Origin of the sequence: Nostoc paludosum FACHB-159, assembly GCF_014698835.1 — a bacterium.
GTDB lineage: Bacteria > Cyanobacteriota > Cyanobacteriia > Cyanobacteriales > Nostocaceae > Nostoc > Nostoc paludosum.
Map to the genome: position 1 here is coordinate 70924 of NZ_JACJTU010000020.1, position 22339 is coordinate 93262.

Sequence of the window (22339 nt, forward strand, 5' to 3'; positions counted from 1 at the left end):
ACCTCAGTTACTATTTTTGAATGCAACTTGAGATGAAGTGCTTTACTGGCAAGGCTTTGAAGAGTCTGTGCTACAATTGGACAACCACGCAACTACCGTGTTGGGTTTGTATGAAAAAAGTCGTCGTTGGTCTTTCGGGTGGTGTTGACAGTTCCACCGCCGCTGCTATCCTGCACCATCAGGGCTATGAAGTAATTGGTTTGACTCTTTGGCTAATGAAAGGCAAAGGTCAATGTTGCTCTGAAGGTATGATCGACGCGGCTGGTATCTGTGAACAACTGGGCATTCCCCACGAAGTTGTGGATATTCGGGATGTCTTCCAAACAAATATTGTCGATTTTTTGGTGACTGGTTACAGTGCTGGGATCACGCCTTTGCCATGCTCTCAGTGCAATAAAACGGTGAAGTTTGGGCCAATGGTGCAGTATGCCCGCGAAAAATTGGGATGCGATCGCATTGCCACTGGTCATTATGCCCGAATTAACTATGACGAAGCTACTGGACGTTATCAGTTACTAAGGGCTGTTGACCGCAACAAAGACCAGTCTTATTTTCTCTATGATTTGTCTCAAGATTTGCTAGAGGCAAGTATATTTCCTTTGGGCGAATTGGAAAAAACTGATACGCGTCGCATCGCTGCTGAATACGGTTTACAAACAGCTGATAAGCCGGAAAGTCAAGACTTGTGCTTAGTGGAAAGCAACGGTTCCATGCGGGCATTTCTAGATAAATATTTAGCTCCGAAAACAGGCGATATTGTGGATACCACAGGCAAAGTTTTGGGACAGCATGATGGCGTTCATCACTACACAATTGGACAGCGCAAAGGTTTGGGAATTGCTGCTCCTGAGCCGTTGTATGTGATTGAATTAGATGCGGTGAATAATCGAGTTGTTGTTGGCGATCGCACTAAGGTAACTCAGCCAGAATGTACTGTAGGGCGAGTAAATTGGGTTTCTATTGCCGAACCATCTACGCCAATTCAGTCCGAAGTGCAAATTCGCTATCGTTCCACACCTACACCAGTGACGGTGATTCCTCTAGAAAACTCCCGCGTGCGTTTGGTGTTTGATGAACCCCAATTCAGCATCACACCCGGACAAGCTGCGGTGTGGTATGACGGAGAAAAAGTCTTAGGTGGCGGAATTATCGAACAGTTTACCTAATGTAAAGACGTTGCAATGCAACGTCTTTATTCTTATACCAAGGAATCATCTTCGGAATTGCGATTCTGTAAAACATCAAGAATGCGGCGATTCTCGGTTTGTAAACCGCGAACTTCTGATTGCATTTGCAACATATCAGCTCTCATTTCTTGCATATCAGTACGGATGTCTCTAATTTCAATGACAATAGTGTCAATTCTAGTATTCGTAGATTCAAAGTTACGCTGCATAGTTTCAAAATTACGCTGTATAGTCTCAAAATTCCGTTGATGCTGCGTCACAGTTTCTAAAAGGGCGCTAACTGCTAGACGCATATCAATAAGTTGGTCTTCCATGCGATTGATACGATTTTTGTCTTCCGTCATTTTGACTGCTTACGCTTGAAGAATAATAATTTTATTGTATTTGAAATTGACTTTGACTTGCAGTGAGAATAATTTGTGTTTTGCAAATATTAATTATAGAAATTAATTTTGTTTTTAGTAATATTCACAGTCAATAAATTTATAGTTTTTGAATGGCGATCGCTCTAATTATATTGATAAAAATATTTCAAAAAAATGCGACAGATAGACCACTTGTAGAGACGCGATGAATCGATTCTTGACCTAAGGATATGTTGCAATCATTAATTGAATTGGTATATAGCAAGGGACTGAGGGCTGGGTAAAAAGTCTTTTTGTGTCTAAGTTTTATCATCTGTTGATGTCCTAACCACCTTGGCTTTTGCTATACATCGAAATCCCATTGCAGGACGATGCAACTCAATTGCAAGTCGATGCAACTCAATTGCAAGTCGATGCAACTCAATTGCAAGTCGATGCAACTCAATTGCACGACGATGCAACTCAATTGCATGGCGATGCAACTCAATTGCAGGACGATGCAACTCAATTGCAGGACGATGCAACTCAATTGCAGGACGATGCAACTCAATTGCATGGCGATGCAACTCAATTGTATGGCGATGTGTAAGCATAATTGCTTAAGATGCTTGCGTACACCAGCGTAACCTTCCGTAAAGTAGGAAAACTAGAAGGGTTGTGGAAAGTAAGTTTATTAAATTCAGATTTTATAACAGTTGAAGCATAATTTAAGACGTAAACTGACCGTAAAACCCAGACACCAACAGACTTTCTTTGCCTGTTGCCTATTGCCTATTGCCTATTCCCTGCTCTAGTTACTTGAAATTTTGAGCTTGCGAACTGAGAATGCCTAAATGAGAACTTGGAATGTTGCATGAGAGTCTATAACTTTTGTGTACAGATTATCTGCTTGGAAGAAAACTGAAAGCAGATACATTTTGTACACATAGGGATACTAGTTTCCCAAAGTTTGGTAGAAGTAGTGTTATTTATGATTGTCATAATTAAAACAACTGACCCTCAATCATCAATGGTGAACTCTACCCTTGTTCTCACACTCTATGTCAACCCTATGACAGGGAATGATACTAATATCGGTTCCAAGTTAAGCCCGTTTAAAAGTCTCACCCGTGCTTTAAAAGTAACTAAAATCCCTACAATCATTCATTTAGCATCTGCAATTTACAGCGTGGCTAGTGGCGAGGCATTTCCTCTAGTTATCCGTGGAGGAGTGAAGGTTGTAGGTAATGAAGCTAACAAAGGAGCGGGGATTGTAATTTCTGGAAGCGGTCAGTATCAAAGCCCCAGCTTTGGAATGCAAAATATCGGGCTGCTGTTGTTAGAAAATGCCAGTATTTTAGGTGTAACTGTCACGAATACCTCAGCAAAAGGTACTGGTATCTGGATTGAATCGGGTGCGCCCACTTTAGCCAACAATACTTTAAGTAACTGTGGACGTGAAGGCGTATTTGCCACTGGGGCTGCTAAACCAACAATTTTTGATAATGTTTTTGTGCAAAATACTGCCAGTGGGTTAGTGATGGCAGGCCATAGCCAGGGCGAAGTCTTGGGAAATATATTTCAAAGAAACCCTTTGGGAATAGTAGTTAGTGACTTTGCGGCTCCAACGATCGCCAATAACAAATTATCAGAAAATCGCACAGCGATCGCACTTTCTCGCAATGCCCGTCCTGTGCTGCGTGAAAATCTCATTGCTAAAAATACTCAAGGTGGTCTATTTGTCAATGGCAATGCAACCCCCGATTTAGGTAGTAGCGAAGATCCCGCTGACAATATTTTTCGTGATAATACTGAATTTGATTTACATAATGTCACTACACAAAAGCTTGTTTGTGTAGGTAATCAGTTGAATCCTGCTTTAGTCAAGGGATTGGTGGAATTAATTGGTCTTAAAGAGGACAGGGGGACGCGGGGACAGGGGGACGCGGGGACAGGGGGACGCGGGGACGCGGGGAAATGGGGAGATGGGGAGATGGGGAATTTATCACAAACACTCTCCGCGTCCCCGCATCCCCCACTCTCCGCGTCCCCGAATTCTCCACTTTCCGCGTCCCCGCATCCCCCACTCTTTGCGTCTGTTCTAGATAGCCATTGGGCAGAACCATTCATTCAGGCATTGCGGAGTCTGGATTTAATTCACGATTTGCCTGATGATACGTACCAGCCAGATAAACCGATGACTCGCGCTGAATACGCGGCTTTGGTGGCGGTTGCTTTTAAGCCCACTGCTAAACGCCCAGCAGCGGATTTTGTCGATGTATCCCAAGATTTTTGGGCGTATAATGCTATCCAAATTGCGGCTAGGGGTGGCTTTGTTGGTGGATTTACCGATCGCACTTTTCGCCCCCATCAAAATGTCAAACGGCTACAAGTAATTGTCTCTCTAGTTAACGGACTGGGACTACCGCAGGCTGATAACAATGTTTTAGAAGTGTATAGCGATCGCCATACTATTCCCGACTATGCCGAAAAAGCTGTTGCAACTGCAACACATAAAAGGATAATTGTCAACTATCCAGACCCAAAAGTGCTTGCACCTTTACGTCCGGCAACATGCGCTGAAGTTGCGGCGATGGTTTATCAGGCGTTAGTTGCCATTGGGCGAACACCTGCGATCGAATTGGCGACCAGCCAACAGTTAGTAGGGGATTTATAAGGTTTGGAGTTTGGATACAATGCATGGTTAGGGCATACAACAAATGTAAAATACAAAAGACAAGTTAAAAACCCCGATCAAAACCTGATAAAAACAGGCTTTTCTCTCCTGCCTCCTGCCTCCTGCCTCCTGCCTTCTATTTATCAATCAGCGAACAGTGGACGATGAAGACTGCTAAGTAATAAAGATAACTGTTAAATCACTCTATAGACTCTTGCATTTGAGCAGTTGACAAGTAGAATGGGAAACACTGCCTATCGACTTGAGAACTGTGGTAAAAAACCATGTAGTTAAAAGCACGATACGCTATATGCGATGGGTGAAAAATCTTAGACCTATTGCCAAAAGCTAACAGCCTCATGTTAACAACACTTCCAGACACCTCTGCCAATTTGGCGATCGCGTTATTAATTCACTATAGTTTTGATCTCAGTGGGTATACTGCCAATGAGTTGGTTGAACGTTGGCAAACGCAATACCCACTCAATTGGCTACACCTGGCAGTGATTGAAGCACTATATCAAGGTCGTTATAAAGCGGTTTCTGTGCAGCAAATTTTAGTATTTTGGCAGCGTCGGGAACAGGCTACATATCATTTCAACATGGAATTTGAACGTATGGTTTGTAGCAAGTTTCCTCAAAGCCTAACTTCATTGGCTGCACCAGCGTTACCGCCAGCCAAGAAAAATCCAGTTTTTGAAAAAGTAACGAAACCTCAATTACCACCTGGGAAAGTTAGCAATGGTCATCAAAAAAGTAATACTACAACCCTACAACTGAACGGTCACAAACAAAAATCATCTTTAGAGCAACAAGAAGCTACGGAGGATAAAAACGGCCTCAAGTCTACCACTGCAAGTGACTTAACTTCTTTGGCAAGACTTGGACTACCGTCTGCTGTTAGCCAAAGGCAAACTTCATCAGAAAGTGCATCATCAGTCTCTCATGAACCACCAAAACTGCTACCACCTGCGGCTATTCGTCCCCCAATAGGGCAATTTACCCCAGAAAAAAGCGATCGCTCTGAGTCTTTTACGTCTAAACTCAAAGCGATGTCTGGGGAACAGGGGCAATAGGCAGGGGGCAGGGGGCAGGGGACAGGGAGGCAGGAGGCAGGAGGCAGGGGGCAGGGGGCAGGGGGCAGGGGGCAGGGGGGGGATAATTCCTCAGTCAACATTCAACACTCAACACCCAGCACTGCTTCCATAAATTAGACAAATTAATTCTGAATTCTGACTTCTGAATTCTGAATTCTGTCAGATATTCCAATTAATTGCTGAAAGCGCTGATCTTGGGCGATATCATCAAAATCTAGGTCGGTTGCGGCTTCTTCTTTGTATCTGGGATTAAGTTCAATTGCTTGTTGCAGAGTTACTAGAGATAGTTCTATTTGTCTTTGGAGTGCGTAACAGGTTGCTTTGTTGTAATAGGCGCTGGCATAATCTGGTTTAATTTCTAATGCTTTATTAAAACTAGCGATCGCTTCATCATCGCGTCCCAGTCTGACTAGGGTATAGCCGTATTTATCCAAAATTTTGGGAGAATTTGGTTGTAATTCTAGAGCTTTTTCTAAAGATGGAATCGCTTCTTCATATTGTTCCAATGCTATTAGCGAAAGACTGCGATTCAACCAGGCAACTGCATCGTCAGGCTTGATTTGTGTAGCTTTATCGAATGAGTCAAAGGCTTGCTGATGCTGTTGTAAATAACCAAAAGCAACGCCGCGATCGCACCAAGCTTGGTGATATTCTGGTTGAATTTGAATAGCGCGTTCGTAAGAGGCGATGGCATCTTTGTAGCGTTTTAATCTGCCGAGGGTTAAGCCGCGTTTTAACCAAATAACAGGGTCATCAGGTTGGGTTTTAACTGCTTGGTTATAAATGGCGATCGCATCTTGATAACGTTTTTCAGAAAACAGCGCATCTGCTTGTTTTACATATTCCTCAGCCGTGAATTCCGGTTGTTGTGGCTGTTCTTCTTTTGTTTTTTCAACTTCCTTAGGAATAGATGCAGATGTCATCTCAATCAATTCCTGAAGAATGAGATCTTTTCTTTGTTGAGCATCCAATTGTAACTCAGATAACTGAGAGACAAACTCTGTTTCTAATTTTTCTAACTTCTCTAAAATGAGAATTTTTTGTTGTTGGGCGTTGAATTGTAATTCTGAGAATTGCGAACTAAATTCATAACCAGATTTCTCCAAATTCTCAATGATTAACTCTTTAGATTTTTGAGCGTCTACTTCTAATTGAGATAAGCGATCGCTAAACTCTAATTGCAATGCTATTAAATTCTCAATAAGTTTATTTTTTTGCTCTTGAGCATCTGCCTGTAAGTCTAATATTTGAGATTTAAATTCATTATCTAATTTCTCAAACGTGGCATTTTTTTGCTGTTGAACATCTATTTCTAAATTTGATAATTGCGAAACAAATTCTGACTGCAATTTAGTTAAACTCTCAAGAATTATATCCCTTTGCTGTTGAGTATCAAATTGCCATCCAGACAGTTGAGATGTAAACTCAGACTTTGATAATTCTAAATCAGCAACCGCTAATTCTTGCTGTTCTTGTATACCCAACTTTAAATTAGACAGTTCTTCAGACAAACTAGATGCTAATTTTCCGAGATTTTCCAGTGCTAAATCTTTTTGTTGTTGAGCTTCCAATTCCAACTTAGATAACGCCGAAGCAAATTTTAACTCTAAAGATGCTACATTTTCTTGAGATTTTTGAATTTCCGATTCTAACCGATTTAATATTTGTGTTTTAACTAAATCTATGTCAGATGTTATAAGAGATAAACTTTCTGCTTGATTTTTAATTTTTTCTTGAAGACCAGCAGTTTCCTGTTCTAGATCGTAATTTATTTTTTTAGCTTCTTGAATCAGATTTTCCGCATCTTGCTTAACATTAATTAATTGATTTTGTAATTTTTCTACACCCTCTAATTGTTGCATTGCTCGCTCAACAATTTCACGGATAATAGCTCGTCGCAATAGCCAAAGTAAAGCAATGATAGCCAAGGGAAATAAACTTAATATAACTAGCCAGATATTGATTAAAATAGTTGTACGGCTAAAAGCACTCTTCAAATCAGATTGAACTTGCTTTTCAGCTCGTAGTCGCGTTAATTCTTCACGTTCCTGATTTGATAACACCGCAGCAGGAGATGTTGCTGGTTTGGATAATGGCGCAGATTGTCCACTGGCAATATCAGCAGATAATAGTAAAGGTGAAAAGATAATAGCGCTTTTTACAAATAAAGCGAAAATAGCTTGATTTTTACTCTTCATAACAACCATCTCAATCTTTTGGTCAGTTCTTGAAGCGGCGTGCCTCTCTCCAATCTATAACAAAATTAAGTAGTAATCTGGTGAAATATACTAAAGGATAGGCATTGAGTTCATCTTGTCACACCTGATATCTCAGTAACTACCTCTTTTGGGATATCTAATTTTTTACAATATCTACTTAAAATTGAGATCTTCATACTCTTGATTCTGAATTCTCAGTTCTTCTTCAATTAACAAAGGCGGTAAAAAATGGGTCGCATTAATCCTTATACGCTGCAAATGCAGATTACCCGAATGTTTGAACAGGGACAATCATTATTTGCCACAACTAAAGTGCAGGAATGGTTGAAAGAACGCCAACACAATCCACTAGATTATGATATTATTTTCCATCAAAAACCTGCGCCTCCTGGTTCAAAACAAGTAATGGTAGTGGAAATTGAATTACGCCGCAAAGATGGACAACCAGTAGATCCTTGGTTGCAAGAACAAGCCAACCTTCATGCGTGATCCAATTTTGGATTTTAAATTCTGGATTGTGATGTAGGGTGTGTTACGCCGGAGGCTAACGCACCCCGACATATAATATCAAGATGATGCAGCGCTTGGCGACAATGCACCCTACTCTTGTTTTGTGTTGAATCTTGCAATCTTTTTTAAATCCGTAAAATTCACATTATCTTAACAGAATTTACGAAAATCAAGCATTCCCAATTGCGGAATGCTCTTTGTTATGTTTGTAGGAATTACATAAGAATTCAGAATGATTGGGAAATCTAGTCTGCTATGGCTTATTAACTTTTTGAAGCTGACTAATTCCGAGTTCTGGATTCCGAATGGCAGTACTGTTTCAAATAATTAAAATGAAATCTAATTGGCTTTGGGTTTTTGCGTTTTGGTTTTACTTTGGAATTTTAATGTCTATTTCCATATCAGCTTACTTAAAAATCATTCCAGTTGAACTTTCTCAATTTCCGTATTTCGATACAATTATGCATTTTTTATTGCTAGGAATCGCTGCATATTTGGGACACTTAGCATTAAACAAACGTAAGGTTGAAATATTTAACATTTCATTACCGTTGACACCATTTATTGTCATCTTTTTTTGTATCATCGATGAAATACTTCAATTATTTTCACCCCATCGCAGCTTTGATTTAGTTGACTTAGTAGCTGACTTATGCGGTGTTATACTATTCACCTGGCTAGCAGAAAGACAAAATCTGCACAAATCTCAAAAGAGTGAAATTTAAAAAATCAATAGGCAATAACTTTTTTGATGGAATTCTATATGTAGGCAAATTGCAGTTATGATTGAGGTGTATCTTGCAGTAAATATCCATCTAAATTAGTGAAAATCACCCAATCAGGTGAGTCAAGTGGGTGAAGTAGGACAAAAACAAATATCATATCTTGAGGCTATAAATGGTTAACTGATACACCAATTTATAGCCTCAAAAATTAGGAAGTGGATGATGAGTGTAAACCAAATTTGTGGAGAATTACCAAATCAATTTTATGTAAACTTTGGTAAAAGTTTTGTTGGCTGGATGATGGCTAAACGTAGCAGTATTTATCATAAAGAGCTAGGCGATCGCAAACGCTCTCTTTTTGCCAATCTCGAAGGTAAAGTATTAGAAATTAGCCCGCGAGACGGTTCTAACTTACGCTACTATCCTCCCAATATCCACTTAATAGGAATGGAGCCAGATCTACAGATGCATTCCTATCTCCGAAAACAAGCAAAAGAACTGGGTTTAAACATCGATATCCGCTTTGGTAATGGTGAATGGCTAGACATTGAAGATAACAGCGTTGATACCGTTGTCACTACATTACTTTTATGCTCAGTGCCGAATATCAACTACACATTACAGGCAATTTTAAGAGTACTCAAACCAGGTGGACGTTTTTTATTTATTGAACACATCGCCGCACCTCAAGGAAGTTTATTGCGAAAAGTGCAAAATACTATTAGTCCAGTTTGGAAAACGTTAACCGATAATTGCTATCCAAATAGAGAAATTGACATTGCCTTAGAAAAAGCTGGTTTTACCAGCATCAATTATGAGTATTTTCAAGTCAGATTGCCGATTGTCAGTCCTCATATTATCGGTATAGCAACAAAATGAAAAAAATATATTTTTAATAAACATTTTTTGATGTAGCGATTCCCAGTTAAGTGAGGTACAGAACCAATGTTTTTAACGCAGAGGAGCGTGATGAAGTTAAACCACCTATACGTATTCCAAGAATATGCAACCTGCTGTAAATTTAGCCTCTGAGAACCCCACCCCCAAACCCTCCTCGGATACATCTATCGAAGCAGGTGTAATTCCCCTTAGGATGCGCCAACTTCCAGCGTTTGGAACTTCCCCCAAGGGAGACACGGTGAGTTTTTTCAATCGGTAATTAGACGGATATGATATAAATCATCAGCCACCATCTTTTTCACCCTTAAAATGGAATTAATATATTAATTACAAATAGCTACTAGGTATATTCCCTTGATTTGGCCTCGATTGCGTCGAAAAAACACGTTAGGATTAACAATATTTTTACTGCTACTGTTCATAACATTAGTTGCGGTGTTACAACTTTCCCCAAAACAACCGCAGCGAGTAGAACACAACAGCAATTATGCGATACATATTCAACAAGATTTTAATCAACCTAGTTTTTATCCCGTTACAAAAATTCCCCCTGCAAATCTTTATAAACCTATTGCAGACTGGGTAGGAAGATTGATTTTACCAACAAAACAGCAATTAGCAGATAATTTAGATTGGGTGTGGCTAGAAGTACAACATGCACCACCGACAGCACAAAGTTTAGTAGGAAAGATTGTGCGTCTGGAGTGGAAAAAAAATCAAGATTTACTGGCTGAAGTTCAAGCTGTAACGCGAGATGTAAATTTTACTAGCCAAGTAATTAAAAGTCAAAAACAAGGAAATATTCATCCCTTTCGACTCAATGGAATTCATCAGGTAGGGAGGCTACGTTCTTTGGCTGGGGCGAATCCTCTTGACGATACAATTGTTGCTTTAGATTCCCATACAATCATTACGGAAAGTCAAGGAAAACCGCTTTTACAAATTGAACGCGAACCTGTTTTAGTGACTGGTAGATTTTATGGTTTGGTAAAAATTATTAAACCCGATCGCACAACTTTTTCCTCAACCAAAAATCAAAAAAGTACTGACTATTTTTTGGTACAGCATTACAACCCTACTTCTAAGAAGTTTGATGGTGTTTCCGAAACTATTCGCATTCCCCAACAAGTTATAGATACGCGAAATTTTGCCCCTTCAAGTCCACAGCAAATTGAAAGGTCACCTGCGGGTAGTGAAGGATGGTATATTTACGGTGCTGAAGATATCAATGGTGTATTTACTGTGGGGGCGATCGCACCTCGTTCTCTCTTTCGCATCCAACCCAATCAAAGCATTACTGGCAAAGAATCAGTACTGAATTACATCAAAACTGCAAATTGGCAAAATACGGAGAAAAATAAAGGCCAATTTAATACTCTTTTGTTAAACCCAGTAGAAACTGGTAATTTACCCAATCAATCGATCTCAAAATGGCAAGAAGGCGACAAAGCGATTTTGCTGCACCTATTCGGTGGAATTGGGGGACGTAAAGCTGAAACTCTCGGAGTACCTTATACTGTCACCGGACATTTTGCTTTTGGAATTGCAGAAGTTGTCCGGGACGAGTTTACTAACGAATTACGCTTCGAGGCGAAATATCATCAAATTTATGCCCATAATCCGGATGGAATTATTGCTGGAACGCATACATGGGCTGATTATATGGGTAACTTACAACGCGGCTGGCTAGCGACGCGTCCGGTATCAGATATTCTGATCGAATTTGACCCTGTAACCCAAGATTATGATTTTGATGGAGTGAAACTTTCGCCTTTAGACCAGTTACAGCAAAAATTACAGATGAAAATGGCCCGTTATCGGGTTGGTGATGGTACTGGTGGGGCAATGGTATCACCTGCAACTTCCTGCATTCAGGACTCTAGCCAAGCGCTGTATGCAGCGATACTAGCAATTAAAAATCAAGTCGCTACAAGTCCTCAAATTCAAATTTGGTTAAACACTAACCCTAATCATCCACAAACCTTACGCTTTCAACAGTTAATTAAATTAGGTCAAGCTTTAGAAAAACAATTAGCACCTTTGGGGATAGTCCGGGCTGACTGGCAGAGTCAAGCAAGTATACTCGCAGGTACAGGAATCGGCAAAACCACGGAACCATTTCAAGATGGGAGTATTTGGGCTGGTTTGACAACATGGCGAACAATTATGCCAAGACAAGCACAGGACGAACTCGCCGCAATATTTTTAAAACACGGTGCAATTATCCAAGTGTGGCGAACTAATCAAGTAGGCGGTTGGCAGGCTGATATCGTCCCCATTGCCCCAACAGTAGTTTTCGGACAAATCCAGATTCCCTTTACCAATATTTCACCACTATCAATTCTTTTGAATCGTTTTTTAGCATCGTTAGTAATTCCCAGCTTTCAAGACTGGTTACTTGTTGTTTTGCTGTTGGGAATTTATAGTGCGATCGCCATACCTATTGGCTGGAAATTTGAGTTTTTACAGATACAAATCTGGTCTGGAAATTGGCTCGATCAAAGCTTATTGATATTGCGTTGCTTATTTGCACCTGCAATTTTAGAAGAGTTAATTTTTCGAGTTTTTCTAGTTCCTCATCCAACAGAAAATATCAATTTTTCTGATTGGTTATTGTGGGTAACTATCAGCTTGTTATTATTTATTCTGTATCATCCATTGAATGCTAAGACATTTTTTAAAGCAGGATTATCCACATTTTTTAATTTGGTTTTTCTGAGTTTAGCTGCATTATTAGGAATTACATGTACAGTGGCCTATGCGCTTACAGGTTCGTTGTGGGTAATAGTTTTAATTCACTGGGTTGTGGTAGTAGTTTGGTTAATTGTTTTTGGAGGGATGGGAAAATTAGCAGATTCCTCTAAATAACTTGAAGAAGGCAGGAGGCAGGAGGCAGAAGGCAGAAGGCAGGAGGCAGGAGGCACTTATGTTTCGTAAGAAAGGGGGAAGCTACGCAACAAATGGGGATTCAAAACCAACCATACCAAAGCCACCAAATTGGAAATTTGGTGGGGGTTTTAAACCCTTGCTCCCAAGGCGTCGCACTTTTACGGTGACGCTCCTGCGTCGTTGGACATTTTAAAAACTTGAATGCCAGGCATAGTAAGACTTTTTACCTCCTGCCTTCTGCCTCCTGCCCTCTGCCTTTCTTGATAAATCAGCCCTCAATCCCCATTAACTCGAAGCACTGGTATAAAACCGCAACGCAAATCGCCAAAACCAAGTAGAAACAAAAAATAACACCAGTGCCAATACTCCTGCACCAATCACCCAGGTAATTTCACCTCGACCTAGCATCGCTTGGGCTGGTATTGTTGTTAAAAAACTTACTGGTACTACAAAGGTGAAGAAAAACCGATAAACAGTTGGAAAAGCTGTGATTGGATATCTTCCAGCTTCTAATAAACTACGCAATACTTCAGTAACGTTGTATATTTTTACAAACCAAATAGTAAAAGAGCCAAGTATAAACCATAGGCTGTATAGAATTACTAAGCCAAACAACAACGGCACTACACTGAATAAATACTTGTCTATTCCTACACCCAGACGTTGGCCTGCGTAGCCAATGATGATGGAGCCAAAGATTAAATCTGGTACTCCCCAAGGTGAAATGGTGTGGGTGGAAAGCCAAAACTGACTGCGAATGGGTTTCAATAATATAAAGTCAAGAGTGCCTTCTTGCACATGGCGGACAATGCGATTTAAGTTCGGTGCGAGAAAAGTGGCGGAAAACCCCTGCAATAAAGTAAAAATTCCTAGAACTACTAAAGCTGCTTCCCATGACCAGCCAGCAAAAGTGTAGCCGGTGCGGTAAAACAAGAATAGTCCAAAGAGGCTACCAACAAGATTCCCCAAGCTGCTGAGGCTAGCTATAACAAAGTTGATGCGATACTCTAACTCAGATGCGATCGCCGCACTCCAAAATAATCTTAGTACTTTCAGATATCTTTGCATCCTGCACCCCTGAGCCGATATTGACTTTAAAAAATAACAAAAGAACTTTACATAAATTTAATATTACTTTTTATTCAAAAAAATTGCACAACGTTAAGATGTTCTGGATATATCTATTCAAAGCTGGGAAATTTTATGCATTTTGATTTACCACAACTTATTAAATCCCTTGGCTACTTTGGGGTGTGGGCAATTATCTTTGCTGAATCTGGCTTGTTAATTGGTTTTTTTCTGCCTGGGGATAGTTTGTTATTCACTGCTGGATTTATTGCATCTCAAAATTTACTCAACATTTGGGTTCTGATTTTTGGTGCTTTTGTTTGTGCAGTCTTGGGTGACAATGTTGGCTATTTTACTGGGCATAAATTTGGCAGAAGACTATTTCAGAAGGAAGATTCGTGGTTATTTCATAAAAAACACATTGTTAAAACCCAAAATTTTTACGAACAACACGGCAAGAAAACGATTGTTCTAGCACGTTTTTTACCAATTGTACGGACTTTTGCGCCAATTGTAGCGGGTATTGGTGCTATGCATTACCGGACATTTATGTCTTATAACTTAATTGGTGGCTTTATTTGGACTTTTGGCATCACTTTGTTAGGATTTTTCTTAGGAAAATCTTTACCGCCCGAACAGGTAGATAAATATTTATTACCAATTATTGGATTAATTATTGTTATTTCTTTAGTGCCATCAGTTATTCATGTCATACAAGAAAATAGAGCAAACAAAGATTGAAAATATGTAATAACTTAGAATTGAGAAGTCAGAATTCAGGAGTCAGAAGTGAGAAGGTAGAATTCACAATTAAAGGATAAAGCGGCTTGGGTTTTTAGACTAGCGGCAAGATTTTATGTTTTTCTGAAACATCAATCTCCATCTATTTCTAGAAAACCTGATTTTTTTCGCAATTGCTACACTTTTTATTGTGGTTGTGAACAAGGGCTGGAAAAAGGCCAAAACCTACACTTTGCCTTTACTGTTTACTATTTGGTATAAAATTTAGTTTGGCTAAGTAGAAGTATTAGGAATACTACCGCCCTTATTAGTAATGTTATTGTGGGGTGTATGGTGGAGCGATGTCTACGATCGTCACTGAGCTTGTCGTACCCCTACGGGGAAGCAAGCTACGCGGAGCGTCTCGTAGAGAAGTGCGGGCTACGCCTACGCGCTGTTTTAGCTGTATTTAGCTCGTATTTTATCGCATTAGGCTGACAAATCATTGCCGAGAGGGTCGCCTACAAAGACTTGCAAAATGTAATGTGGGCGATGATTCCTTATATATACTTACCGTACCGTTTCTGCCAGTTATATTAGAGTTTAAGAATTTTAGGTTCTGAAAGTAACTTACTGTCAATGTGATATTTATTAATTTTTCAATTGGTGCAGTGGATTGTCAATTACCCTATAAATGTATCACCATTGCCTTGGCTGTTTCCCTGGGAAGTCGAACAAAATATAGATGGGGAGAATAATAACTCCTCACTCACTAGTCAACAGTCAACACTTCCTGTTTAGCCAATGCCCTATTCTTCTGGACGTTAGAGTTTGAAAAAGCGTTATAATTATTGGCTACTGCTACCTTATATCCGACCCCAGTGGCGAACCATCACTAAGGGATTTATTGGCATTTTTGGATATGTGCTGGCAACATTAGTGTTAATCAATCTTGCCGGGAAATTGGCAATTCCCTTCGGACAAGGTAATGTAGTAGCGATCGTCCAAGTAACTGGGATTTGTGCCTTAATCTTTCTTGTGAGAGCCTTGTTCCAGTCTATACAAGATATGTACATGGCGAAAGCTGCTTTAAAAGTTGCTTTTCATCTCCGCCAGCAATTATACTCACATCTCCAAAAGCTAAATCTCAGCTATTTTGAAACAACAAAAGCAGGTGATTTATCTTACCGCCTCACTGAAGATGTTGACCGAGTTGGTGAAGTGGTAAATAAAATATTTCACGAGTTTATTCCCTGTATTTTGCAGCTGGTGGCAATTGCAATTTACATGATTTGTTTGAATTGGCAATTGACATTAGTAGCGGTGATAGTTGCACCACTAATCGCTATTTTAATCACCTGGTTTGGTAAACACTTAAGCAAGTATTCTTTAAAAAGTCAAAATCGGGTGTCGGGTTTATCTGCTATTATCTCAGAAATTTTTACCGGTATCCGTTTGGTACAAGCTTTTGCGGCGGAAAATTACGAAATTGCCCGTTCTGGTTCTGAAGCAGAACGCAGTCTGAAAGCAAAATATTCCGCCCAACGGATAAAAGCAATGAAAATTCCCATTGTGGGATTTTTAGAAACCTCAATTGTCTTATCTTTATTGATAGTGGGGGCGTGGCAAATTTCCCAAGACAATTTGACAATAGCTAATTTTTTTAGTTATCTGGCGGCGGTAGTGCTGTTAATCGATCCCATCAGTCACATTAGTAAAAACTACAATCAATTTCAGCAAGGCGAAGCATCTATTGGCCGGGTTTTTGAGTTAATGGCAATTCAACCGACAGTGATGGAAAAACCAAATGCGATCGCTTTACCTCCAGTCAAAGGGCAAGTAGAATATCGTCATGTTTCTTTTGGCTATCAACCAGGGGAACGTGTATTAAAGGATATCAGCTTTTTGGTATCACCGGGTGAAGCGATCGCTATTATAGGAACTTCTGCTGCTAGTAAAACCACATTTGTAAATCTCTTACCCCGTTTTTACGATCCTAAAGTTGGTCAAATCTTAATTGACGGTATTGATATTCGGGATGTGAAGTTAAATAGTCTGCGGCGACAAATTGGCATTGTTCCCCAACAAAGCATCATCTTTTCTGGAACAATTGCCCAGAATATCGCTTTTGGGCAAGACTTTTTTGATATGCAAGAAGTGACAGCAGCAGCAAAAATTGCTAACGCCCATGAATTTATTAACGAATTACCAGAAGGTTATCGTACTTGGGTGGGCGAAGGTGGGGTAAACTTATCATTAGGGCAAAGACAAAGAATTGCGATCGCTCGTGCCGTTCACCTCAACCCACAAATTTTGATTCTTGATGAAGCCACATCTGCATTAGATTCCGAGTCAGAAGCTTTGGTGCAGCAAGCGTTAGAAAGACTGATGGAAAACCGGACAGTGTTGATTATTGCCTATCGTTTATCAACAATTAAAAGGTGCGATCGTATTTTAGTTCTCGAACAAGGAAAAATTATCGAATCAGGCAGCCATGAAGAATTATTAACCATAAAAAAGGGTCGCTATGCCCAATTTTATGGTCAAGAATTTAGTTAAGCTGAACTGCTTAATAAACTACGGAATGCAATCAGAAAAGACATTTTTTGTAGCTTAGCGACCGGTCATTTGCTCCAGCTTTTCTGGATACCGAGCGCCTTGCACCGCAATCACCGCACCTGCTACATCTTCAATTGGTACGTTCGGGTCAACCCGGTGCTGGCAAGCCAACAGAGACGAACTGACTGCGCGTTAATATTCTGTGCATCTTCATGCAGAATTGGTATTAATGTGATTTAACTATTGTCGAGATTGAATTTGTTTAACTAAATCATAAAAAGGTTGCCAGTTATCTTCTTGAAAAATTGCTTCCCAAATTGATTCGATTACAGGTCTTAACAATGCTGTCTTTGGATTATAAAAAGCTAGAGTTTGAGCAATTGTTTCTAGGCGATCGCTATCTAAATCATTTAATATTTTATGGTACAATATACACCAATCATCAAAAATTCCTGATGCTCCCGGTACTGGGACAATATCAGAAGTATTCATCACAAAGCCTGGTTCATCTCGCCATTTAGCTGAAAAGGTGCGAGCCATCTCATAAAAAAATTCGTGATACCCGACTTTGCTATTGCCCAAAAATTCAATTGTTAAATTCAAAAGTTCTTTCGCCTGTGGATGTGGCAACTCTATAAAACCCAACTTTTTCAACATCAAAGAAGCGTATTCTGCTTGATAATATTCATTAAACTTCGCTAATCCAAAATTCAAATCGTCTTTCTCAATAATCGCCTTTAAAGGTTCTTGGAGCATTTCTAGATTTAACTGGCAAACGGTTGGTTGATTAATGTAACAATAGCGTCCGTAATAATCAAAATATGCAGCTATAAAGTATGGATCGTAGTGAGGAATAAACGCATAAGGGCCATAATCAAAACTTTCTCCCGTAATCGACATATTGTCAGTATTGAGAACTGCATGACAAAAACCAGCAGCCATCCACTGGGCTGCTAATTCTGCAACTCTTTTAACTAATTCGGCGTAAAATAAGGCATATTTATTTTCTTGAGCATCCAAGTCTTGATAATATTCCTTAATTACGTGGTCTAATAGCTTCTGAGTTAAATCTGGGCGCTGCAAGTAGTGTAGGCGCTCAAAAGTACCAAAGCGAATATGAGAACTGCTCATCCTCACCATTACAGACGAACGAGTCGGTGAAGGTTCATCCCCCCGCCACAGTGATAAACCTGTTTCAATCATGGTGAGACACCGCGAACTACGTACACCCAAGTGGTGCAGTGCTTCCGCAGCCAAAACTTCCCGCACTCCACCTTTGAGCGTCAGTAAACCATCGCCACCACGGGAGTAAGGCGTTCTTCCAGAACCTTTTGTGCCAAAATCGTATAATTGCCCATCAGTACCGCGTACTTGTCCGTAGAGAAAGCCTCTGCCATCACCCAATAATCGGTTATATTCACCAAATTGATAGCCGTGGTAACGCATTGCCAAAAAGGGTTTGCGCCCCTCGAATTTGCCAAAAGCTGTGATGAAATCTTCATCTTTAACTACTTGGGGATCGAGACCTAAACGTGGTAAAAGTGCATCGTTACGCCAACGCAAGATGTGTTGGGGAAATTCTTCTGCTGCAACCTCATCATAGTAGTCATCGCCTAAAGATTCAAAGGCGCTTTCGTAGTTAAGGCAGAGAAAAGGATTGCTAGAATTTTTGTTGTTTGCGGTTTGGGCCAGAGTCATTATAAAGAAAACTTAATTCATTCTTTCTCTTAATACTACCTCTGGCTTCAGCATTAGCATCGATATATTCTCGATTACGAATTATTTTAAGATTTGGGTAGTTGCCAATTAGGATTGGTCAGACTTGTCAAAATATGATCTTCCCACTGTCCATTGATTAATAAATAGTCTCTAGCATATCCTTCAATGACAAAACCGAGCCTTTTGAGAACATTGCCGCTGCGTCGATTGTGAGGCATATAATTAGCCATGATGCGGTGAAGATTTAATTCTTGAAAGACATATTGAGTCGCTACTTGTAACCCTTCTGTCATATATCCTTTACCTTGCTTGGTTTCGGCAAGGCTATATCCCACGTAACAAAAATGAGCAACTCCGCGAACAAAATTACTAAAATTGATAGTCCCAATAATTACAGTTGGATTTTTTTTAGTAAAAATAAATAGCTTTAAGGATTGACCATTGACAAATTCCAAAAAATTGTTCTCTATTTGATACTGCCAATATTCTTCAGTGAAAAAACCATCAGCCCAAAGAGGGTAGAATGGAGTCAAATAGGTTTTGTTATCAGTAAAGTATTTAATAATTTGAGGTATATCCTCTTGAACTGGCGATCGCAATAACAAGCGATCGCTTCTAATTAATGGCAATTCTAATTTCATACACTACTTAATTGGGCATTGGGTATTGGGTATTGGGCATTGGGCATTGGGCATTGGGCATTGGGCATTGGTCATTTGTCATTATTTTTTCCCCGCGTCCCCGCGTCCCCGCGTCTCCCCATACTTCTCTACGAGAGGCTGCGCCAACGGCTCCGCTCAGTACAAGTCTCCCCACCTCCCCACCTCCCCACCTCCCCACCCCCCTTCAAAAAATAGAATCTGCCAATCAACGAAAATATTGATAAGCTGATGTCTAAATATCTAGGCGCAAGGATTGAGAGCTAATGGGTGATTAATAACTTCAATATCCCTTTGCCCAAACGCTGTACCAGAGGAAATTTAACCAAAAGACAGCCTTCATAAACCTAGTCTACAGGAAGGATAGTGACGGTGGGAATACGCTACGATTGGCAGGAATTAGAGATTAGGGCGATATATAACACGTCTTTGCTAGAGCTGATTTATCAAGCTGCTAGCGTGCATCGCCAATATCATGACCCAACAAAAATCCAAGTTTGTAAGCTCATATCTATTAAAACCGGAGGTTGCCCAGAAGATTGTAGCTACTGTGCCCAATCTTCGCGCTATCAAACAGAGGTAAAGCCGCAAGCACTCCTAGAAAAAGAAACGGTAGTTAGTATTGCCCAAAAAGCGAAAGAAACTGGTGTTAGTCGCATCTGTATGGGTGCTGCTTGGCGTCAAGTGCGGGATAACTCACAATTTGAGGAAGTCCTGGAAATGGTCAAGGATGTGACGGCAATGGGTTTGGAAGTATGCTGCACTCTGGGAATGTTGACACCAAATCAAGCCAAGCGATTAGAAGAGGCAGGGCTTTACGCCTATAACCATAACTTGGATACCTCGGAAGAATATTACAGCACAATTATTACCACAAGGACTTATGGCGATCGCCTCAACACAATTGAGAATGTTCGTCAAACAAACGTCACTGTATGTTCCGGCGGTATCCTTGGTTTGGGCGAAACTGTGGATGACCGTATTGCAATGTTGCAAACTCTAGCAAGCTTACAACCGCATCCAGAATCTGTGCCAATTAATATTCTTTCTCAAGTACCAGGCACACCCTTAGAAAATCAGCCTGATGTCCCCATTTGGGATGTTGTGCGGATGATTGCCACAGCCAGAATTGTCATGCCAGGTTCCGATGTGCGTCTCAGCGCTGGTAGGGCTAGACTTTCTGAAGTTGAACAAGCTTTGTGCTTTATGGCAGGAGCTAATTCTATCTTTTCTAGCGATGACAACAAAATGTTAACCGTGACAACTCCTTGTCCAGATTATGATAGCGATCGCCAAATGCTGAATTTACTCGGTTTACAAATGCGTCCGCCTTCCCAAAGAGAGGAGAAAGCCGCCAGTCCAGCATTTGTGGGATAAATCTCTTGTAGGACGGGCGTCTCGCCTGTCCCAAATCCAAGGGCAGGCATCTTGCCTGCCCCACAATAATCTTGGTTAAATTATCTTAGCAGTCCGCAGACCGAAAAACAGACCAAGAGCTATACCAAAGAATAAACCCAAGAAGACGATGTAAGCTACAATTGCAAACATTTATTTTTCTCCACAATAGTTCCTAAATCTATTGAATCATTAGATGTTGGATATTGGGCATTGGGCATGGGGCATCGGGAGGTGTGGGAGGTGTGGGAGGTGTGGGAGGTGTGGGAGGTGTGGGAGGATGGGGAAGAAATCTTTCCCCCCTCTCTCCCCACACTCCCCACACTCCCCTCTCTCCCCTCTCTCCCCCATCTCCCCACACTCCCCACACTCCCCTCTCTCCCCACACTCCCCACACTCCCCACACTCCCCACACTCCCCACACTCCCCACACTCCCCCATCTCCCTTGTCCCCTGCCTCCTGCCTCCTGCCCCAGATTGCGATAGAATACACCCCACGGGCGCTTGTTTGGGGTTGGGCAATGACTTCTGTAATTAATGTGAATTTACCAGGGCAGTCTTATGAGATTGCGATACCTTCGGTGAGCTACGCTAACGCACCTTCAAGCCTAGATGGACTCGGCCAACACATGGCCAATCTAAAGCTAGGCAAGAAGGTACTGCTGGTTTCTAATCCGACGATTTTTAAGCATTTTGGCGAAAGAGCCATTGCATCGCTGACATCTGCTGGCTTTGATGTTGCTAGCTGCACCCTACCACCTGGGGAACGCTATAAAACCCTTAATTCCATCCAAAAACTCTACGATGTCGCCTTGGAAAACCGCCTAGAACGTTCTTCGACTATGGTGGCTTTGGGGGGAGGCGTGATTGGTGATATGACTGGTTTTGCAGCTGCAACTTGGCTGCGGGGCATTAATGTCGTACAAGTGCCTACCTCTCTGTTGGCAATGGTAGATTCGGCAATTGGGGGCAAAACTGGTGTTAATCATCCCCACGGGAAAAACTTAATTGGGGCGTTTCATCAACCACGCTTGGTTTTGATTGACCCAGAAGTCTTGAAAACTCTGCCGATGCGCGAGTTTCGGGCAGGGATGGCAGAAGTGATAAAATACGGTGTGATTTGGGATGCCGAATTGTTTGCCCAGTTGGAAGCCAGTAAACGCCTCGACCAACTCCGCTATGTCAAACCAGAATTGATAAGCAGCATATTAACGCGCTCTTGTCAAGCGAAAGCTGATGTTGTTAGCAAAGATGAAAAAGAAGGTGGATTAAGAGCGATTCTCAACTATGGACATACCATCGGTCATGCAGTGGAAAGTTTGACTGGTTATCGGCTAGTGAATCACGGAGAAGCAGTGGCGATCGGTATGGTAGCGGCTGGAAAAATTGCTGTGGAACTAGGAATGTGGCAGAAGGAAGACAGTGAACGTCAAAATGCTTTAATTCAAAAAGCAGGTTTACCAACTCAGTTACCAGCTGGGGTGGATATTGAAGCACTTATTGAAGCATTGCAGTTAGATAAAAAAGTCAAAGACGGGAAAGTCCGGTTTATTTTGCCAACACAAATTGGTGTAGTGACAATTACTGATGAAGTGCCATCAGATGTTATTCGCCAAGTGCTGCGGGAGATTTGATAAAAATCGGTAATTACTGAAATAAATGAATAAAAAA

The 22339-nt window shown here is 40.8% G+C and carries 19 protein-coding genes; 12 read left to right on the forward strand and 7 right to left on the reverse strand.

What is annotated here, in order from left to right; genetic code table 11:
- Positions 1–110 precede the first annotated feature (110 nt).
- Positions 111–1166 (forward strand): tRNA 2-thiouridine(34) synthase MnmA, encoded by a 1056-nt coding sequence (mnmA, locus tag H6H03_RS20580; protein WP_190956946.1) that lies wholly within the window; start codon positions 111–113, stop codon positions 1164–1166.
- 32 nt (positions 1167–1198) lie between these two features.
- On the opposite strand, the gene H6H03_RS20585 is transcribed toward mnmA, so the two are convergent.
- Positions 1199–1531, reverse strand: coding sequence for a hypothetical protein (locus H6H03_RS20585; RefSeq protein ID WP_190956947.1), 333 nt, complete (start codon positions 1529–1531; stop codon positions 1199–1201).
- A gap of 382 nt (positions 1532–1913) precedes the next feature.
- Here H6H03_RS20585 and H6H03_RS20590 point away from each other — a divergent pair, with 382 nt between their 5' ends.
- The 3 genes from H6H03_RS20590 to H6H03_RS20600 all read left to right on the forward strand — a co-directional run bounded on the left by H6H03_RS20590 (position 1914) and on the right by H6H03_RS20600 (position 5284).
- Positions 1914–2141 (forward strand): hypothetical protein, encoded by a 228-nt coding sequence (locus H6H03_RS20590; RefSeq protein WP_190956948.1) that lies wholly within the window; start codon positions 1914–1916, stop codon positions 2139–2141.
- Positions 2142–2561: 420 nt separating this feature from the next.
- Complete coding sequence (locus H6H03_RS20595; protein WP_190957001.1) at positions 2562–4208, forward strand: DUF1565 domain-containing protein; 1647 nt, start codon at positions 2562–2564, stop codon at positions 4206–4208.
- A gap of 359 nt (positions 4209–4567) precedes the next feature.
- Positions 4568–5284 carry a hypothetical protein gene (locus tag H6H03_RS20600; RefSeq protein ID WP_190956949.1) on the forward strand — a complete coding sequence of 239 codons (717 nt, stop codon included), beginning with the start codon at positions 4568–4570 and terminating at the stop codon, positions 5282–5284.
- Positions 5285–5427: 143 nt separating this feature from the next.
- Here H6H03_RS20600 and H6H03_RS20605 read toward each other — a convergent pair whose 3' ends face one another.
- The gene (locus tag H6H03_RS20605; protein WP_190956950.1) at positions 5428–7503 is read right to left on the reverse strand and encodes a tetratricopeptide repeat protein; all 2076 of its coding nucleotides are present in this window, start codon (positions 7501–7503) and stop codon (positions 5428–5430) included.
- A 249-nt stretch (positions 7504–7752) separates the two neighbouring features.
- Here H6H03_RS20605 and H6H03_RS20610 point away from each other — a divergent pair, with 249 nt between their 5' ends.
- The 4 genes from H6H03_RS20610 (at position 7753) to H6H03_RS20625 (ending at position 12527) form a co-directional block, all read left to right on the forward strand.
- Complete coding sequence (locus H6H03_RS20610; RefSeq protein ID WP_190956951.1) at positions 7753–8013, forward strand: hypothetical protein; 261 nt, start codon at positions 7753–7755, stop codon at positions 8011–8013.
- Between the two features lie 353 nt (positions 8014–8366).
- Positions 8367–8759 (forward strand): VanZ family protein, encoded by a 393-nt coding sequence (locus H6H03_RS20615; protein ID WP_190956952.1) that lies wholly within the window; start codon positions 8367–8369, stop codon positions 8757–8759.
- Between the two features lie 219 nt (positions 8760–8978).
- Positions 8979–9638: a class I SAM-dependent methyltransferase gene (locus H6H03_RS20620; RefSeq protein ID WP_190956953.1), complete on the forward strand. Its 660-nt coding sequence runs from the start codon at positions 8979–8981 to the stop codon at positions 9636–9638.
- A gap of 375 nt (positions 9639–10013) precedes the next feature.
- Positions 10014–12527, forward strand: a complete 2514-nt coding sequence (locus H6H03_RS20625; protein ID WP_242057933.1) for a CPBP family glutamic-type intramembrane protease — start codon at positions 10014–10016, stop codon at positions 12525–12527.
- A gap of 306 nt (positions 12528–12833) precedes the next feature.
- Here the strand turns inward: H6H03_RS20625 and H6H03_RS20630 are convergent, their stop codons facing one another.
- The gene (locus H6H03_RS20630) at positions 12834–13616 is read right to left on the reverse strand and encodes an ABC transporter permease (RefSeq protein WP_190956954.1); all 783 of its coding nucleotides are present in this window, start codon (positions 13614–13616) and stop codon (positions 12834–12836) included.
- 135 nt (positions 13617–13751) lie between these two features.
- Between H6H03_RS20630 and H6H03_RS20635 the strand changes: the two genes are divergently transcribed.
- Both H6H03_RS20635 and H6H03_RS20640 read left to right on the forward strand, forming a co-directional pair.
- The gene (locus H6H03_RS20635; RefSeq protein WP_190956955.1) at positions 13752–14357 is read left to right on the forward strand and encodes a DedA family protein; all 606 of its coding nucleotides are present in this window, start codon (positions 13752–13754) and stop codon (positions 14355–14357) included.
- A gap of 810 nt (positions 14358–15167) precedes the next feature.
- On the forward strand, positions 15168–16895 hold the full coding sequence (locus tag H6H03_RS20640; RefSeq protein ID WP_190956956.1) for an ABC transporter ATP-binding protein: 1728 nt from the start codon (positions 15168–15170) through the stop codon (positions 16893–16895).
- 240 nt (positions 16896–17135) lie between these two features.
- Here H6H03_RS20640 and H6H03_RS20645 read toward each other — a convergent pair whose 3' ends face one another.
- From H6H03_RS20645 to H6H03_RS20655, 3 genes are all read right to left on the reverse strand, one after another.
- Complete coding sequence (locus H6H03_RS20645) at positions 17136–18593, reverse strand: protein adenylyltransferase SelO (RefSeq protein WP_190956957.1); 1458 nt, start codon at positions 18591–18593, stop codon at positions 17136–17138.
- Positions 18594–18679: 86 nt separating this feature from the next.
- The gene (locus H6H03_RS20650) at positions 18680–19255 is read right to left on the reverse strand and encodes a GNAT family N-acetyltransferase (RefSeq protein WP_190956958.1); all 576 of its coding nucleotides are present in this window, start codon (positions 19253–19255) and stop codon (positions 18680–18682) included.
- Between the two features lie 7 nt (positions 19256–19262).
- Entirely contained in the window at positions 19263–19430 is a 168-nt protein-coding gene (locus H6H03_RS20655; RefSeq protein ID WP_190957007.1) for a hypothetical protein, read from the reverse strand.
- A 209-nt stretch (positions 19431–19639) separates the two neighbouring features.
- Between H6H03_RS20655 and bioB the strand changes: the two genes are divergently transcribed.
- A complete protein-coding gene (bioB, locus tag H6H03_RS20660) occupies positions 19640–20650 on the forward strand; it encodes a biotin synthase BioB (RefSeq protein WP_190956959.1) in 1011 nt (336 codons plus the stop codon).
- 75 nt (positions 20651–20725) lie between these two features.
- On the opposite strand, the gene petL is transcribed toward bioB, so the two are convergent.
- Positions 20726–20821 (reverse strand): cytochrome b6-f complex subunit PetL, encoded by a 96-nt coding sequence (gene petL / locus H6H03_RS20665; RefSeq protein ID WP_138503491.1) that lies wholly within the window; start codon positions 20819–20821, stop codon positions 20726–20728.
- Between the two features lie 368 nt (positions 20822–21189).
- Between petL and aroB the strand changes: the two genes are divergently transcribed.
- A complete protein-coding gene (aroB, locus tag H6H03_RS20670) occupies positions 21190–22302 on the forward strand; it encodes a 3-dehydroquinate synthase (RefSeq protein WP_190957003.1) in 1113 nt (370 codons plus the stop codon).
- The last annotated feature ends 37 nt before the right edge of the window (positions 22303–22339 follow it).